This window comes from Prevotella sp. khp1, assembly GCF_900102205.1.
Lineage (GTDB): Bacteria > Bacteroidota > Bacteroidia > Bacteroidales > Bacteroidaceae > Prevotella > Prevotella ruminicola.
On record NZ_FNJZ01000001.1, the window covers coordinates 982,626 to 998,943 of the forward strand.

The window sequence follows — 16,318 nt, forward strand, 5'->3', positions numbered from 1 at the left end:
TTACCCAATTATTACTAATAATTAAAATCATTTGTGTATGAAAGAAAAAACAATGAGAAGAATCTTAATGATGCTCACGCTGCTGGCAGCTCCTATGCTGCTTTCGGCACAAAGCATCATTAAAGGTGTTGTGAAAGACGATGCGGGCGAGCCCGTTATCGGTGCCACTGTAAGAGAAGTTGGTACATCGAATGGTACCGTGACCGACTTCGACGGAAAATTTGAACTGAAAAACATCACAAAAGGTGAGATTCAGATTTCTTTTGTAGGCTTTCTTACTCAGAAAGTATCGGTAAAAGGCAAGAGCTTTTTGGAGATTAAGATGGAGAACGACCAGAAGCTGCTCGACGAGGTTGTTGTAGTAGGTTATGGTACCATGCGAAAGAGCGATGTTACCGGTGCAGTGAGCCGTGCCAACATCCAGGCATTCGAAAAGAGTCCTAACACTAACCTTCTGCAGTCGTTACAGGGAACAGTACCTGGCTTGAATGTAGGTCAGGCCAGTTCTGCCGGTTCAAGTCCCGAGCTTTCTATCCGTGGTGCCAATACCATCTCGGGTAACACCAGCGTACTGATCATCCTCGATGGTATCATCTTCACAGGTAATCTGTCGAGCATCAACCCTGCCGATATCGAAAGCGTAGACGTACTGAAGGACGCTTCGGCTACAGCCGTTTACGGTGCACAGGCAGCCAATGGTGTACTGCTCATCACCAGTAAGAAGGGTGCCAAGGGCAAGGCCAAGGTATCGTTCTCGAGCAGTTACAGCTTCCAGACACCTACCAAAAAGATGCACACCATGAACCGCAGCGAAATGCTGAACTTCGACAATGAGTGTTTGTGGCAGTACTCTAAGACGGCAGAGTCGGGCTACACCCAGCAGAATCCCAACTTCAAGCTCTCTGAGCGCATGCCGGATGCCTGGATGACCGACGACCAGGGCAACATTGTTCCTGGCGACTACGATTGGTGGAGCGACTTTACCCGCAATGGTTCTATCTGGGAGAACAAGATGAATATTTCGGGTGGTAGCGATGCCATGTCGTACCTGATCTCACTGGGTAATACCAAGCAGAAGAACTATCTGCTTAACGACGACTACAGCCGTAACTCAATCCGCGTTAACTTAGACATCCAGCCAGTAAAATGGCTGAAGGCAGGTGTACAGGCATTCGGTTCGTTCGAGAACCGCGATGGCCAGGAAACCTATCTGCCATTCCTCATCGAGTGCAGCCCACTTACCAAGCCTTACGATGAGAACGGCGATATGATTCACTATCCCGCTCACGATGCCCGCGAGAATCCATACCATGGCTCGCTGGTTGACGACTACGATCGTTCTAACTCATTCTTTGCCAACCTCTACACCGAGGTGCAGCTGCCTCTGAAGGGCCTCACCTATCGCCTTAACTTCGGTAACAACTACCGCATTGGCGAGCATAACTATGCCAGCGAGTTTGCCGAGAACAACAATGGTCAGGCTTACAAGCACCACACTACCTATTATGATTATACGCTTGATAACATTCTGAATTATATGAACGACTTTGGCAAGCACAGTGTTGGTGCCACATTGGTTTACGGTGCTTCACGCCGCAAGTACAGCTACACTGGTGCCGATGCCAAGCTGTTCCCACGTATGACGCTGGGTTACAACTCACTGGAGCTGGCTTCTACTCAGAATACAAATTCGGATGCCTGGCTGGAGACATTGCTCTACCAGATGGCTCGCGTAAACTACTCTTACGACGGCCGTTATCTGCTGACCGCCACCGTACGTCGCGATGGTTACTCAGGCTTCTCGGCCAACAACAAGAGTGCCGTATTCCCATCAGTAGCTCTGGGTTGGGTTCTCACCAACGAGGAGTGGTTCAAGGTGCCACAGCTGGATTACCTGAAACTGCGCGCCGGTTGGGGTATGAGCGGAAACCAGACCTCACGCTACTCTTCACTGGCCCGTGTTAACTCTTCTATCGGCTACATCTTTGGCGATGGCGTTAGCGGATCTATGCGCCAGGAGCTGGCTTCGATGGAGAATGCCAACCTGAAATGGGAGAAGACTGCAGGTTTCAACTTTGGTATCGACTTTGCCCTGCTGAACAACCGCATTTCGGGTAATATCGAGTACTACACCACCAAGACCAAGGATCTGCTCTATGCTGTACAGATTCCTTCAATCACCGGTTTCACATCTATCATGTCGAATGTAGGTGAGATTCAGAACAACGGTTTCGAGATTACCATCAACTCTCGCAACATTGTAACCAAGGACTTTGAGTGGACATCAATGTTCAACCTCTCAACCAACAGCAACAAAATCAACAAGCTGGCAGGTCTTGACACCAACGGCGACGGTAAGGAAGACGACCTCACCTCATCATCACTGTTCATCGGCGAGTCGCTCTCGGCTATCTACGACTACACCATCGATGGCATCTGGCAGGTAGGCGACAATATCCCCGAGGGCTATCACCCAGGTAACTACCGCATTGTAGATATCAACGATGATGGCGAGATTAACGAGAAGGACCGCAGCATCATCGGTAAGACCGATCCATCGGTACGCATGGGCTTGCTCAACTCGTTCAAGTACAAGGACCTTACACTGAGCTTCTTCCTCAACGCCGTTCTGGGTGGCAGCAAGAGCTTTATGGGTAAGAACTCGTTTGCCGAGCTCGTCAACGATAACACACTGCGTCACAACCGCTTGACCCAACAGGTGGACAATTTCTGGACACCAAGCAATCCTGGTGGTATCTACGCGCTCTACAATGCCAACCCTGCCATCAATCCTTATCGCTACGAGAACCGCTCGTTCTTGCGCCTGCAGGATATCACCCTCTCTTACGACCTGCCCAAGCAGTGGATGCGCACCATCGGTATCGACGGCATCAATGTTTACATGAGCTGCAAGAACCTGCTCACCATCACCGGCTGGCATGGTTGGGATCCCGAGCCTAACATGACCTATCAGGACATCAACGGCCAGAACCGTACAACCGGTAGCTGCTACGACAACCGTCCGGTTATGAAGAGTGTGACATTTGGTCTCAATATCAATCTTTAATTGCCATTACACATGAAAAAGATATTATTATTCACCGTTATCTCAGCTTTGACGCTGACAGGATGCAACGAAGACAAGTTCCTGGAGGAGAAAGCCCTTGACTTTAATTCGGCATCCAACTCATACAATACGAAAGCAGACTTTGATGCTGCTACCACCGAACTCTATTACCTTACACGTGAGGAGTTCTACACCACATACGACCGCACCACCGACCTTTCGAAGTTTGCAGATATGTGGATTACTGCCGACCCGCTCAAGTCGAACATAACTGCCGACCTCTCTCCCTCGGGCGCCATTGCCAAGTTCTACTGGGACGAGAACTACAAACTGATTGCCCAGGCCAACACCGTTATCAGCCGTGTGCCTAACGCAACCGCTCTGACCGGCGATCAGAAGAAAGAGTTCGAAGCCAAAGGCCGTTTCTTCCGCGCATTAGGTTATCGCACGCTGGTTCTGCTCTATGGCAATGTGCCCCTACAGATTGAGGAGGTAACAGCCCCCAAGACCGATTTTACACGCGAGTCGAAAGACAAGGTATGGGCTCAGGTGATCGAAGACCTGGAGTATGCCGCAGCCAATCTGCCCGAGATCAACGCCGTAAAGGATGGTGAGATCAGCAAACCAGCCGCCAACATGCTGCTGGCCGAGGCCTACCTGGCAACAGGCGCTAACGACAAGGCTGTGAATGCCGCTTCGGCTGTTATCAACAACACCAACCTGGCCCTGATGACCCAGCGTTTCGGTTCGCAGGCCAAGGAGGATGGCGACGTGTTCTACGATCTGTTCCGCCCCAACAATCAGAACCGTTCGGCAGGTAATACCGAGGGTATCTGGGTGATTCAGTTCGAGACCAACGTTGATGGTGGTGGTAACAACACCAGTCATTTCTTCTGGAATCCCGGTAGCTTCTGGGGCGAGCGTTTCTTTGCTCCTCAGGTCGACAAGTTCCAGCTCATTGCCCCCGACGGCACCAACGTGCAGCTGTTCAACTGGCCTATCGGCGATATGACCGGTGGCCGTGGTATCGGTACACACTATGCTGTAGATCATCTGTATAACGGCATCTGGGCCGACGACTTCAACGATATGCGTAACTCAGAGTTCAACTGGCCTCGCCGTTTCAAGATTCATCGCACCAACGTGCTGGCCGACCGTCCTGAGCTGGCAGCTGCCATGCCTGATGGCTATTTCGACCTTGAGCACACCGTACTGCCCGCTGGCTACTCGATGACCACAGGTTTCGACGGCGGTGTAAATGCCACCAACCAGCTGCCTAACCGCTTTATGTGCGGCTACTCTACCAAGATGACCACACCATTCCACTATCCCGATGCCCAGTATCAGGACAAGGCCACCTACCAGCTGGCAGGAACCGGTGGTAAGACTTTCACCGATCAGTATTTCTTCCGTCTGGCCGAAGCCTATCTGCTGCGTGCCGAGGCATATGTAAATCTGGGTAAGAAGGCCGAGGCTGCAGCCGACATCAACGTGCTGCGCACCCGTGCCAAGGCCAAGGCTGTAACTGCCGACCAGATGGACATCGACTTCATTCTGGATGAGCGTCTCCGCGAGCTGGTTTGCGAGGAGAAGCGCCGCCTTACCCTGTCGCGTGTAGGCAAGCTGGCCGAGCGCATCAAGAAATACAATCCTTACTTCAACGCAGCCAACAGCGCCGACAAGAAGGATTACGATGCCCACTTCGACCTGTTCCCCATCCCACTGTCGGCCATCCAAGCCAACAAGGACGCTGTACTCGAACAGAATCCTGGCTATTAATTTGAATAATTAATAAAAATTAGTTAGTAATTGATAAAAAAAGCCTAGGCTTGTGAAAGTCTGGGCTTTATTTTTAATTTTTTTCTATCTTTGCACTCAAATACTAGATTTGTTATGAAAAGATTTTTATGGTTATTACTACTTGTTCCGCTCTGCATGCAAGGCAGAACATTCAAAGTTGCAAACGCAACTGTAAGTTACGACAAGACTGAATCACCACAGGTAATACGTGCCATCGGCGACCTGAAGCACGATATAGCCATGGTTACAGGTTCTGCCGGTAGCGGAGCGTCGCAAATCATCGTAGGCACCTATGGCAGTAAGACCATCAAGCAGCTTATTGCCAAGGGCGTACTGAAGGATAAGGACCTGAGAGGCAGATGGGAAAGCTACGTTATCAGCATCACAAACGAGAAACAGCCGCGCCTGGTGATAGCAGGCAGCGATAAGCGTGGCACCATCTACGGCATCTACGACGTGTCGCAACGCATCGGCGTATCGCCCTGGTACTGGTGGGCCGATGTGCCTGTAGCCCAGAACCCCGATGCTGCCGTAGAATGCGATTACTATGCCTCGGGCGAGCCTTCGGTGAAATACCGTGGTATCTTTATTAACGACGAAGACTGGGGCCTGAAGCCCTGGGCCGCCAAAACTTTCGAGAAGGAGCTGGGCGATATAGGTCCCAAGACCTATGCCAAGGTTTGCGAGCTGCTGCTGCGCCTCAAGGCCAACATGCTGGCCCCGGCCATGCACTCATGCACGGGTGCCTTCTACAGCCATCCCGAGAGTCAGCAGGTGGCCGATGCCTACGGCATTATGATCACCACCAGCCACTGCGAGCCCCTGCTGTTCAACAACGCCGCGGAATCGGAGTGGAACAAGCAGCGCGATGGCGAGTGGAACTACGAAACCAACAGTGCCACTATCCTGAAGAAACTCGACGACCGCATTCGCGATACCAAGGCCTTCGACAACATCTACACCATGGGCTTGCGCGGATTGCACGACGAGGCGATGAAAGGCAGTACCAATCCCAAGGATCGCGCCCGCACGCTCGAGCAGGTGTTTGCCAAGCAGCGCGAGATACTCGAGAAATATAAGGAAAAGAAAGCCACACAGCTACCGCAGATATTCGTGCCCTACAAGGAAACGCTCGACATCTACGATGCCGGACTGCGCGTACCCGACGACATCACCCTGGTATGGCCCGACGACAACTACGGCTATATGAAACGCGTGAGCAACAGCCGCGAACAGCAGCGCAGCGGTGGCAGCGGCGTGTACTACCACCTGAGCTACTGCGGTGTGCCCCACGACAATCTGTGGATTTTCTCAACAGCCCCCATGCTGATGTACGAAGAGCTGCTGAAGGCCTATACCGCTGGTGCCGACCGCTACTGGCTGCTGAACGTGGGCGATATCAAGCCCATGGAGATCGAGACACAGATGTTTATGGACATGGCCTACAACTTCAAGCAGTTCAGCTACGATAACGCCAACGCCTATCAGGCCGAGTGGCTGGCCAAAGTGTTCGGACAGCAGCATCAGGAGGCGTTCCAGTACATCCTCGACAACTACTACCGCCTGGCGTGGGACCGCAAGCCTGAGTTTATGGGCTATGAGATGGAATGGGACACCCCCGAGTATGCCCGACTCTACGATACCGACTTCAGTTTCGAAACCGGTACAGCCCAGAAACGATTGGTCGACTATCAGAACATCTGCTTTGCCTACGATGCCATCGAGCAGGCGCTCGCACCCGAGCAACGCCCTGTCCTGTTCGAGATGCTGGGCTATGCCGTACATTCGGCCTACCAGATGAACCGTAAGTTCCTGTACGCACAGGCCAACCACGAAACAGGCAACGTGCTGTATGCCGAGCAATGCAGGGATGCCAACCGCCAGATAAACCTGCTGTTGGAGCGCTACAACACACAATTAGGCGGCAAGTGGAACCAGATGATGTCGGAGGTTACACCTGGCTATACCGCACTCTACCATCAGATGCCCACACTTACCAACCGCCCCACCACGGCCTATCGCCTGCCCGACAACCAGCGCCATCCCGAGTTCGAGCATCAAATCAACTTGGGCGGTCTCGATGTCAAAGCACCCTTCAGGTTGCTCACCGGTATGGGTACCGACTGGCAGGTGCTGCAGATGGGACAGCCGCTCGACCAGAAAGCATCGGGCAGCATCAATATCCCTATCCCATCGCTGCCAGCCAGTGCCGACTCCATCCAGCTGTGCATCTCGGTGGTACCCATGTGGCCCGTTTCTACCGATCGCAGCAACCGTTTGGCCGTGAGCATCGACCAGGGTAAGGCCGCCACCTTAGAGAATAAATTCAAGGAATGGGGGCGCGAATGGAAGATACAGATTCTTGAGAACCGCAAGGATTTCGTACTTACGTTGCCGCTTGATAAGGCCCGAGGGCAGCATGTCATCACGCTCTCGATAGTAGATCCAGGACAGATAGTACAGAAGATTACCTATCAACCTGTGCTGAAACAGTAAAAAAATAACAGAGGCTTGCAATCACTGCAGGCCTCTGTTGCTGTTTTATCCTAACTGCGTGTTTTTTAGGCAGGTACTTTAAAAAAAACACGAAAAAATTTGGATTTTCACAAAGTACTTTGTATATTTGCAGCATTATTACTAACGACGGAACAAGAACGATATGAAAAAAAAATTATTATGGGTGTTGGTCATCCTTATTTGCGGACTTGCAACCTTTATGTTAACATCGGGTGCAAACTAAGACTTGCCTGCAGTAAGTAGTGATACTAAGTTGCACACTCTTCCTGGAAATGTATCAGGCTGGTCTGGTAATATAGGATCTAACTGGACCGTCGTTGGCAACTATTAATAGAAAAAAGAAACGGAAGTCACTCGGCTTCCGTTATTTTTGCTACGCTTGGATGAAGGCTACTTTGTGGCGGTTCTTGGACGAGGGGGTGCTGGGGCGGACGGCGAAGTGCAGCCACACGGCACCGTAGCGATTGCGCTCGATTAGCAACTCATCGAAATCCTGACGGCTCTCATCAGCGTAATCCAGCAGGATGGTGGCATAGCGTACCAGCTGTTCCATCCCCAGCACGCGGATATCCACCGCGCATCCAGTGAGGTGGTTGCTCCCCGCCGCGCCACCAATCTTCTTATTTAATTGCGGGCTGCGATACCCAGAGTTAATACGGATGGGTTCCTCACCCACTCCATATTTATCATTATAACGCTTGCGCAGCGCTTCCAGCCATGTGCATAGGCGTTTTAGATTTGCAATCGCCTCATGGCTAGGGATGTTATACACTTCGGGATGACTACTACTCTTTGTCATCTCACCTAGAGTGAAGTGCTCGGAGAGGTTTGCATTACTGTTTAACTGAACTATGGATTCCATAATGTTTAATGTTTAATGTTTAATCTTTAATGTTTAATTTACCTTTCTCTTCTTGCTCACGTTCAGTGGTGTACTATGGGGGAAGGCCTGGCTGTAGGCGGCATCGAGGGCTTTCAGATTTATTTTCCAAAAGCTGATGCCTGTACGTACAGCTACAATAGCGCGCAGCAGTTCGCGATGCTTGCGCGGATAGAGACTGGGCAGAGGCAACTCGTTCCAACCTTCCTGCTCGCACAGGTGACATACCTCCCAAATCAGGTTATCGGTGGCCTGTGGACCGAACCACGCTTTCAGTATGTTACGTATGCAGTAGCGTTTGCACTGCATGCCAAGCAGGCGCCTTGTGCGCTCCAGCCGTAGCCAGAGCTGCACAAAGCATTCGCGGGTATTATCTACTTGTATCATAGGTTGGCGTATTTTTGTTTAAACTGTTCGGTTTTACAATAGCGACGACTCACCTCGTCGTACACCAGATGACCGCGGGTTTGCCATTGGCGCAGGGCACTATCGCCGTCGCCTTGCCTACCCTGCTGTTGGCGCATCAGCATATACTGCTCGCGGGTAAACTCATCGGGCAGCAGGCGCAACAGGTTCTTGGGGCCCGAGCGGCGCTGTATCTCAACTTCCTCGCGCAACTCCTTCTCCAGCTGGTCGCCAAAGTACAGCATCTTACACCACAGGTTGTACTGCTCGCTCCAACGCACAAAGTCGGCTATCGTCTTGTCCCATCTATAGCCGTGGGCCACATACAGCAGCATGCCTTTTAGCCACGAGATGACGTTGGCACGATACGACAGCACGCGATAGGCCTCACTCTCGAACAGCTTGGCAGCCTCCTTGTTTTCTATACGGATATCGAGCGAGAGTTTCTTGGCCTGCGGGCACTCTATCAGTCCGTTGGCAGCCTCCAACCGGTCGATATAAGGCTTCAGTTCGGCAGCAAACTGCTCGTCGTAGATGCCCTGTATGGGCGGCTCGTCGTCGTCGTCATCATTACGGATGATGGTGGCCACATCCAGTCGGCCCACGGTACCATCGTTCACCATCTTATAGAAGAACTTACGGGCGTTTGGCGGCGTGGTGCTGGCATTGAAGTTCCATCTGAGCGGAGCAATACCACTCACGCTATCGGCACCCACACGCTCCTGACCAGCCAGCGAATTATCAAAGGCCTTACGTATCAGCAATCCCACCTCATCAACCGAGTTTTTAGATGTCACCTTCTTCAGCGCCTCAACCTCGTCAACGATGGTAAAAATGTAGCGCTGCCCGTTGTTGTGGGCATCCACTATGCGCTGGTTAAACACGGCATCGGTCAGGTTATCAATCAGCATCTGTATGCAGATATCAGCGGGGCGCGGGTCCTTTTTCTGCTTGCCGGTGGGGTTCTTGCGTTTCCACTCGGCCTCGCGCTCGCGGTTGGGCTGGTCGCGCTGGCGGATGTCCTCCATAATGTAATCGATGGGCTTTTTGATCGAGCCCTTACCGATGGATTGGCGACCCACCAGCAGATTCATAAACGTGGCCTCGTGCTCCACGTTGTCCCAATAGCGGAATTTCACACCGTGCAGATGCGCACCCAGCGCAGGGAACACGGCACTGGCCACGGCCGGCTTGTAATACCACGGCACATTTTTGGTTAGCAGCTTTATCAGCGGTGGCAGCTTTTTGGGCATGGGTGGCGGTGCGGTCATGGTGCCACCACAGGCCTTGATGCCAGCCTGCGATTTAAGTGCTTGCAACACCTGTTTCAGTCGATACGGCATACCCTTACGCGGCTCTTTCAGGGCGTTCTCGATGGTTTTCTGATACTCGTCCATATCGTCCTGGGTGCAGGTGCCATCAGGTGCAGCCCAGTAGTTGGGTATCACCTGCATCAGCTGCTCCAGATCGTAACCGCAGATGCTGCGGATGGTAACGGCCAGCTCGAAGGTAAGCGCATTCCTATCGCCCACCGTAGGCACCTTGCCGCCGTTAAACAGCTCCCAGTACTTGGCAATAATCTCGCCAAACGCCATGCCGTTGTAATTTTTTTGCAACGGAATACAGGACTTTAGGATTTTTCCTTCGTGCGTTGTCGTGACTGGGGACTGGTACCTGTCACAGAATGTGACTGGTCCCTGTCCCCTGTCGCGAATGTCGCGAGAGGTAACCGATGTTTTCGAACTGTCACACTGTATCACTGTATCAACCTGTTCGGCCTCCTCAAATATCGCATCATCCAGGTAGATAAGCTGCTCGGTGCCGGTGGTGAAGAATACGCGGGTGATGTCCTTGGCCTGGGCATCGTAGTCCACACCTAGCAGCTGGGCGGCCCATTTCAGGTTCTCCTCCTGACTCAGTTCGGGCCGTCGCGCAAACACCAGATGGTAGCCACCGCCACGGGCACTCTCCTCCATCATCTTCAATCCCAGCTCATCTTTCTTAGCTAAGATGCGCTCACGAACGGCAGGCATCTCATCGGCTGATAGGTGGTCGATATCCATACCCACAGTGGTGCTCGTACGGGTGCTGCCTTTCAGGCTGCCATCGGCATTAGGCAGACAGCTGTAGTTCATCTGTAGCAGCTTGTGTTTCAAGCCCTCCTCGCCATTGCGGATACGCTGCACCAGTTGCTGTTGCTCGCCACCGTTACGCAAACTCAAATACTCCTCTCTCGTTAGGACGGGCCGCATCATCTTCGCCCCATCCTTATAATAAATCATATGTACACTCATAGTTTTTCATTTTTTTGCAACGGATAACAGGACTTTACGATTTTTCTAATCAATCTTGTCAGTCCTGTAGTCCGTTGCTAAATTTATTTATCAGAAATTGGGGTATCCCAGTTTTGCGTTCAGGAATCTCACGCCATCAAGGGTCCAGGTCATGTAAACCTTTACCTTCTTCTGGCCCTTTAAACTATAGGATACGTGCGTGCGCAGGCGTGTAAGGTTGCGGTCGGCCAGATCGTCGCTGATGTTCCAGTGGCCATCGCGGCGGTACTGTATGCCCATGTCGCGCAGTATGGCGTTAAAGTCGTAGGTAGTCATGTTGAACGTTTTGGCCACCTGCGTAGCGGTCAGTGTATCTTCGGCCTCCTCGTTCAGTATGCGCAGGGTGCGGCCAACGATGGCATCGGCCCGGTGCAGGATTTCAACGGCTGAGAGGTCGCGGCCATCAGCAGCGTGGGTAGGAATGTAACCGCCCGTACGGCGAATCTGTGGCAGCACCTCGCTGGTAACCCAGTGCTTAAAGGCCTTGGCTTGTGGTAACTTAGATGAGAGGATGAGTGCGTAAAGTCCGCTCTCGTTGATGATGATGACGCTTCGAACTTGACCTGACAGAACGAATCGTTCGGTCAGCTTATCGTCGTCGTCAATATGGTCGCGAATAGCTTTCGGGGTATTTGTATACCCCAATGCTGTGGCAACATCCTTAGCCACAAACATGATTTGATTATTAACTTGGCAAGTACGAATCTCGCCGAAAACTTCGCTTGTAAAAATCTGTATTTCTGTTTTCATAATTCTGAGTTGTTTAAGCGAGAAGAAGTTTCGGATTCCTTGGCCATTTACTCGAGAATATCCTCCTCAGCTCCAACTCAATGTTTAATGTTTAATGTTTAATCTTCACAACGTCTGTCGCTAAGATTTCCTGGAACGTTTGTCCCTGATACTCATGTGTAGAGAAACGAAGTGTGGCTGCCACCACATCACCTTCGTAGAACCTGCACGCCGCCAGATTGCCCAGCATGGCGCACACATACTCGTTTTCGAACTTCCCGCCACCCATCTCGCGCAGCACAATGTTGCACTTCTGGATGGTACCACTGTCACTCTTCGATGACTGCACGCCAAAGGCCTCGCCCTGGCGCACCACTTTTAAAATCTTTGTTTCCATAATGTTTGTATCAATAAGTCAAAGAACGTGCAAACCGAATACAAAGCGAAAGCTTGCTTTCAGGCTTTGTTGAGGTGCAGCCGTTTTTCGAGGCGCAGCCTCAATGAGCACCGTCAATCAATGTTTGACGCTGCAAAGATAGGCACAAAAAAGAGGTGCATGAAACAATGCCATGCACCTCTGTAGGTAATTCTGTAAGTTCTGTAACTTATTCTGTAAGAGTTTGTAGTTTTAGCCGCTTGCTTACCTCGTTTTTATAGGCATCAACCAGCCGCAACACACGCTGCTTTGCCCCCTGCTGCTCCCATTTACCAACGGCCAGTCGCATGTAGGGATTATGCCGAAAGGTGTTAGATATCAGTCCCTCTACACAACCGAAGTCGCGCTCAAACTGACTCATATTGTCAGCATACTGAAAGCAATCGCGGCACACCCCGAAGATAACAGCCATCGAGCTATCACCCCAAAAGAAATCGCGAACCTCGTCCACACTCTCCACTAGCATCTTCACCTCGGGCACATCACTCTGCTGCGACAACACCTGTTGGTCGCCCACGCGCACCTGCGCCTTATCAACCGAAAGATTCACCACCTCGTTGTCGTGAATGTCGACATACGATCCTTGTACATAAATATTATTTCCTGCCATAGTTTTTTATAGTTTTATATACGGGTTACACTACTGTTATCGTGGATGTCGTTATAGTTGCCAGCCACGTTCACCACCTTGGGTTCCAACTGCTCGTCGTCCAGGCTGTCGATAGCCGTTGCCAGGTCTTCGGGCAATAGCACACCGTTGGCATTCGCCATCTCCAGCACCATCTCCTTAATGGCGATGCGCTTCTCAACCTTCTTGCGTTTCGACTTGTTGACGAATACACGCAGCGCCTGCAACACCTCATCCTGCGAAGCCTTCTTGGCCATGCCTGCCGACAGCTTGCTCATCTCGCCCAGCTGTATCTCAGCCTTGGTGCGCAAGTCCTTCTCCATCTGCAGTTGCGTTCGCAAGCTCTCCAGCTCCGTTTTCAAACTTTTGTTCTCGGTTAGAATCTCGTCAACGGCCTGCATAGCCTGCGAAAGACCGTCGATCAGTTCCACTCGTTCCATCATCTTTTCGCGCTCCCTGTCGAGCGTACGCCTGGCGCCATCGCTCCAGTCCATTAAATCGTTAAAGTTTTGATTCATTTCTTCTTTCTTTTTTTAAAAATTGGTTTATTAATTATTTTCGCCCCCGGCATAGCATCCTGCCAGAAGCATTTCAGGGCGCAAAACTAAAACAAGGGTGTCCCAAAACTCAGGACACCCCTCTAACTTTTAATGTATTTTAAGTAAAATCACCCCAAATTTCACAAAAAGCAACAAAAAAAAGCGCCCCTGCGTCAGGAACCTCCACTGGCAGGTTCAAAAAAATCCCTCCGCATGAACTTTGCGAAGGGAGTATCTTATGGTTTCATTTCATTGAACATTGCTATATCGTTGCAGCTTCTTTCTTTTTTCGCTGTCGTTCTATATATTTAGCCTGAGCCTCTTTCAGTCGCTTTGCTTTGATTTGACGACCTCGCTCCAACAGTGCAAGAAAATCCTCTCGCGTCCATTTTGGTTTATCTGTATTGTTTGCTGTCATAATACTTAAGTTTTAATATCCGCGGCAAAGATACGAATAAGTGAGCAAAATTCCAAATTTTATTTAAGAATTCTCGTAATCGCGAAGCGCTTGCTACTGTAAGGACGCAAGAACGTGAGTATCTAAGAACGTTGTTCAAAGATACGATGATTATTTGAAATTTGCAAATGTTTTGAAAAAAAGCGCCCCTCGCCGGGGCGAAGGGCGCTTGAACTTAAATTCTATCGAATTGTGCACAGTGATACAGTGTGACAGTTAGAAAAACAAGGGTGTGATGGTACAAAAACATATCTATATATTTATATATATAAATATATATAAATATATAGCAGTATATACAGCAAGGGGAGGGCGAGAATTTTAACTGTCACACTGTATTTTTGTGCGGATGATTCGTGAACCGCAATCAAAATATCGTACCTTTGCAGTGTTGAAATGAATGAGACAGATGGCGGCCGCGCGCGGCAAAATAATTTCCCACGTGCACTAAGAAATTCTCCCACACGAGGGCGCAAGAAGCTCATTAAACATGAAACATGAAACATTAAACATTATCCATTAAAATTATTTTTACAAACTTAAAATTTAGCATTATGGCACTGAAAGTTAAAGCACAGGAAAAGTTGCAGAAGATTGGCAAGTATGAGGGCACTTATCGCTACATCATGATGCCGGAGTTGTACACCTCACTCTCTCAGGACAAGGTGATTAAGGAGGCTGCCCTGCGCAGCGGAGTAAGCAAGGGTATTATGCAGGCCTGCTGGGATGCGGCTGGCGAGGTGATTAAGGCTTGGGCCACAGAGGGTCACTCGGTTGCGCTGCCAGGTTTGGGAACCATGCGATTCGGTATCCGCGCCAAGAGTGTAGCCAAGGTGGACGAGGTGAAAGCCGGACTGGTAACCAGTCGCCGCATTATCTTCACCCCTGCGGTGGATCTGAAGGAGGAGCTGGCAGGCACGGCCATCCAGATTACCTGCTACGACCGCGATGGCAAGGAGATTAAGCGTGTGACCAGCACCGACCCAGGTACGGTTGAGGATCCCGATCAGCCATCGAATGGCGGAAATACCAGCGGCGGTGGTAATACCGGTGGCAACGGTGGAAACCACAACGAACCGATCGGAGACTAAGGGCTGGGGCTTAGGCCCCACCCTATCCATTGACCATTGACCATTGACCATTGACCATTAAACATTAAACATTAAAACATTATGAGTAAGAGAGAAACCATCAAGTTCATCGTACAGATGATTGCAAGTATCGCAACTGCGATAGTAACGGCGCTGGGCGCGACATCGTGCATGGGCGCCATGTAGAATAGCCGAGGACCTGCACTTGCGCGGCCCGCCACGCATACTGCAGCAGGCTCTATTACCCCCAGGTTTCAAATCGAAGCCTGGGGGGATTTTAGTACTGCTCCTCGTGATCGTAGGTAGATGGGATGTGGCGGATAAGCTTATGGGCTGCGGCCTGGGCCATGGCCTCGTAGGCGCGCTCGCTGGGGTGCAGATGGTCGCCACTATCAAAACCGTCGGCAAAGGCCTTGGGGTTAGTGGCACAGCGCACGGCGGCATCGAAATCGATACAGCCATCGAACACAGGCGAGGTGCGCAGCCACTCGTTAAACTCGCTGCGCATGGCGTCGCGCTTCTCGTTATAGGTACGCCAGCCATAGATGGGCAGCAGGGTACCGCTCCACACCTTGAGGCCCATGGCCTTGGCGGGCTTTACGTAGATATCCTCTACGCCACGTTGCATCTCCTCGACGGTAGGCAGGTCGCTCCAGGGGCGGAAAGGATTCACATCCTCGCCCACAGGGTGGATGATATCGTTGATGCCGTGCTGGATAATTACATCGGTGGCACCGGCCACACGCATCTCGATGGGGAAACGGGTGGCGCCCTTCAAGCCATAAGCCTGATAGGTAATACAATCGTACTGGCGCAGAATGCGGGTACCGCTAACGGCGCGGCGGATGATGGACACGTTGGTGCCAAAGGCGAGCTGTGCCAGATAATCGGGCCACGACTGGGCGGTGATAGAGTCGCCATAGCACACTACAGCGTGGTTATCGGGCGATGTAAGTACATCGATGGTGTTGAGGAAATAGAACCAGTTGGTATGGCGGGTAAGGTCGAGAGGCAGCTCGTCGGCCTCGGCAAAATCGCCATAGGCATAGAAACCTTTCGACAGCGGACCGGTGATGAGTGTGCCGCTATTCATCTGGGTGAAATCGGCCAGATACATGCTTACATCCACGGTATCGCCACGATGAACGGCGTAGCTGATGGCATCGCTCTCAACCTCGTTACCAGGCTGCAGCGTAACGCTGATGGCACCACCAAAGGTAATGGGGGTGTGACCTACAAACACCTTCGAAAGGGTTACGGGTTCGGTGCCTGTGAGATTGGAGAAACGGAAACGCAAGGCGCTACCTGCAAACGGCATGCGTACAGGGTAACGCAAGGTGAGATTCTTGGCATATACGGCCTCGCGACGGTCGGTAATCGAGGTGGCATTACCCCAACAGGCCACCCACTTTAAATCGGTATTATTCATATCAGTA

General features: G+C 51.2%; 14 protein-coding genes. 5 read left to right on the plus strand and 9 right to left on the minus strand.

Annotation, left to right across the window (positions count from 1 at the left end):
• Nucleotides 1–52 precede the first annotated feature (52 nt).
• The 3 genes from BLR73_RS04210 to BLR73_RS04220 all read left to right on the plus strand — a co-directional run bounded on the left by BLR73_RS04210 (nucleotide 53) and on the right by BLR73_RS04220 (nucleotide 7,363).
• Complete coding sequence (locus tag BLR73_RS04210) at nucleotides 53–3,067, plus strand: SusC/RagA family TonB-linked outer membrane protein (RefSeq protein ID WP_052173395.1); 3,015 nt, start codon at nucleotides 53–55, stop codon at nucleotides 3,065–3,067.
• 12 nt (nucleotides 3,068–3,079) lie between these two features.
• On the plus strand, nucleotides 3,080–4,846 hold the full coding sequence (locus BLR73_RS04215) for a RagB/SusD family nutrient uptake outer membrane protein (protein WP_091859265.1): 1,767 nt from the start codon (nucleotides 3,080–3,082) through the stop codon (nucleotides 4,844–4,846).
• Between the two features lie 114 nt (nucleotides 4,847–4,960).
• Nucleotides 4,961–7,363: a glycosyl hydrolase 115 family protein gene (locus BLR73_RS04220; protein WP_091859268.1), complete on the plus strand. Its 2,403-nt coding sequence runs from the start codon at nucleotides 4,961–4,963 to the stop codon at nucleotides 7,361–7,363.
• A 394-nt stretch (nucleotides 7,364–7,757) separates the two neighbouring features.
• On the opposite strand, the gene BLR73_RS04225 is transcribed toward BLR73_RS04220, so the two are convergent.
• From BLR73_RS04225 to BLR73_RS14310, 8 genes are all read right to left on the minus strand, one after another.
• Nucleotides 7,758–8,246 (minus strand): D-Ala-D-Ala carboxypeptidase family metallohydrolase, encoded by a 489-nt coding sequence (locus BLR73_RS04225; protein ID WP_091859271.1) that lies wholly within the window; start codon nucleotides 8,244–8,246, stop codon nucleotides 7,758–7,760.
• Between the two features lie 33 nt (nucleotides 8,247–8,279).
• Nucleotides 8,280–8,651, minus strand: a complete 372-nt coding sequence (locus tag BLR73_RS04230; RefSeq protein WP_233456417.1) for a hypothetical protein — start codon at nucleotides 8,649–8,651, stop codon at nucleotides 8,280–8,282.
• Nucleotides 8,648–10,963: a hypothetical protein gene (locus BLR73_RS04235; protein WP_233456416.1), complete on the minus strand. Its 2,316-nt coding sequence runs from the start codon at nucleotides 10,961–10,963 to the stop codon at nucleotides 8,648–8,650. The genes BLR73_RS04230 and BLR73_RS04235 overlap by 4 nt, the downstream gene beginning before the upstream one ends.
• A 90-nt stretch (nucleotides 10,964–11,053) precedes the next feature.
• The gene (locus tag BLR73_RS14535) at nucleotides 11,054–11,752 is read right to left on the minus strand and encodes a BRO family protein (RefSeq protein WP_233456415.1); all 699 of its coding nucleotides are present in this window, start codon (nucleotides 11,750–11,752) and stop codon (nucleotides 11,054–11,056) included.
• Between the two features lie 91 nt (nucleotides 11,753–11,843).
• Nucleotides 11,844–12,128 (minus strand): hypothetical protein, encoded by a 285-nt coding sequence (locus tag BLR73_RS04250; protein ID WP_091859274.1) that lies wholly within the window; start codon nucleotides 12,126–12,128, stop codon nucleotides 11,844–11,846.
• A gap of 208 nt (nucleotides 12,129–12,336) precedes the next feature.
• Nucleotides 12,337–12,777 carry a hypothetical protein gene (locus BLR73_RS04255; protein ID WP_091859277.1) on the minus strand — a complete coding sequence of 147 codons (441 nt, stop codon included), beginning with the start codon at nucleotides 12,775–12,777 and terminating at the stop codon, nucleotides 12,337–12,339.
• Between the two features lie 14 nt (nucleotides 12,778–12,791).
• Nucleotides 12,792–13,313 carry a hypothetical protein gene (locus BLR73_RS04260; RefSeq protein ID WP_036908848.1) on the minus strand — a complete coding sequence of 174 codons (522 nt, stop codon included), beginning with the start codon at nucleotides 13,311–13,313 and terminating at the stop codon, nucleotides 12,792–12,794.
• Nucleotides 13,314–13,596: 283 nt separating this feature from the next.
• On the minus strand, nucleotides 13,597–13,752 hold the full coding sequence (locus tag BLR73_RS14310; protein WP_176763606.1) for a hypothetical protein: 156 nt from the start codon (nucleotides 13,750–13,752) through the stop codon (nucleotides 13,597–13,599).
• Nucleotides 13,753–14,345: 593 nt separating this feature from the next.
• Here BLR73_RS14310 and BLR73_RS04265 point away from each other — a divergent pair.
• Together BLR73_RS04265 and BLR73_RS14315 are read left to right on the plus strand one after the other, a co-directional pair.
• On the plus strand, nucleotides 14,346–14,882 hold the full coding sequence (locus BLR73_RS04265; RefSeq protein WP_013063914.1) for an HU family DNA-binding protein: 537 nt from the start codon (nucleotides 14,346–14,348) through the stop codon (nucleotides 14,880–14,882).
• An 81-nt stretch (nucleotides 14,883–14,963) separates the two neighbouring features.
• A complete protein-coding gene (locus BLR73_RS14315; protein WP_176763607.1) occupies nucleotides 14,964–15,068 on the plus strand; it encodes a smalltalk protein in 105 nt (34 codons plus the stop codon).
• 91 nt (nucleotides 15,069–15,159) lie between these two features.
• Here the strand turns inward: BLR73_RS14315 and BLR73_RS04270 are convergent, their stop codons facing one another.
• Nucleotides 15,160–16,311, minus strand: coding sequence for a GDSL-type esterase/lipase family protein (locus BLR73_RS04270; protein ID WP_013064498.1), 1,152 nt, complete (start codon nucleotides 16,309–16,311; stop codon nucleotides 15,160–15,162).
• Nucleotides 16,312–16,318: the final 7 nt, after the last annotated feature.

Coding starts and splice junctions, on each gene's coding strand:
- BLR73_RS04210 (WP_052173395.1), top strand. CDS start 53: ATGAGAAGAATCTTAATGATGCTCACGCTGCTGGCAGCTCCTATGCTG.
- BLR73_RS04215 (WP_091859265.1), top strand. CDS start 3,080: ATGAAAAAGATATTATTATTCACCGTTATCTCAGCTTTGACGCTGACA.
- BLR73_RS04220 (WP_091859268.1), top strand. CDS start 4,961: ATGAAAAGATTTTTATGGTTATTACTACTTGTTCCGCTCTGCATGCAA.
- BLR73_RS04225 (WP_091859271.1), bottom strand. CDS start 8,246: ATGGAATCCATAGTTCAGTTAAACAGTAATGCAAACCTCTCCGAGCAC.
- BLR73_RS04230 (WP_233456417.1), bottom strand. CDS start 8,651: ATGATACAAGTAGATAATACCCGCGAATGCTTTGTGCAGCTCTGGCTA.
- BLR73_RS04235 (WP_233456416.1), bottom strand. CDS start 10,963: ATGAGTGTACATATGATTTATTATAAGGATGGGGCGAAGATGATGCGG.
- BLR73_RS14535 (WP_233456415.1), bottom strand. CDS start 11,752: ATGAAAACAGAAATACAGATTTTTACAAGCGAAGTTTTCGGCGAGATT.
- BLR73_RS04250 (WP_091859274.1), bottom strand. CDS start 12,128: ATGGAAACAAAGATTTTAAAAGTGGTGCGCCAGGGCGAGGCCTTTGGC.
- BLR73_RS04255 (WP_091859277.1), bottom strand. CDS start 12,777: ATGGCAGGAAATAATATTTATGTACAAGGATCGTATGTCGACATTCAC.
- BLR73_RS04260 (WP_036908848.1), bottom strand. CDS start 13,313: ATGAATCAAAACTTTAACGATTTAATGGACTGGAGCGATGGCGCCAGG.
- BLR73_RS14310 (WP_176763606.1), bottom strand. CDS start 13,752: ATGACAGCAAACAATACAGATAAACCAAAATGGACGCGAGAGGATTTT.
- BLR73_RS04265 (WP_013063914.1), top strand. CDS start 14,346: ATGGCACTGAAAGTTAAAGCACAGGAAAAGTTGCAGAAGATTGGCAAG.
- BLR73_RS14315 (WP_176763607.1), top strand. CDS start 14,964: ATGAGTAAGAGAGAAACCATCAAGTTCATCGTACAGATGATTGCAAGT.
- BLR73_RS04270 (WP_013064498.1), bottom strand. CDS start 16,311: ATGAATAATACCGATTTAAAGTGGGTGGCCTGTTGGGGTAATGCCACC.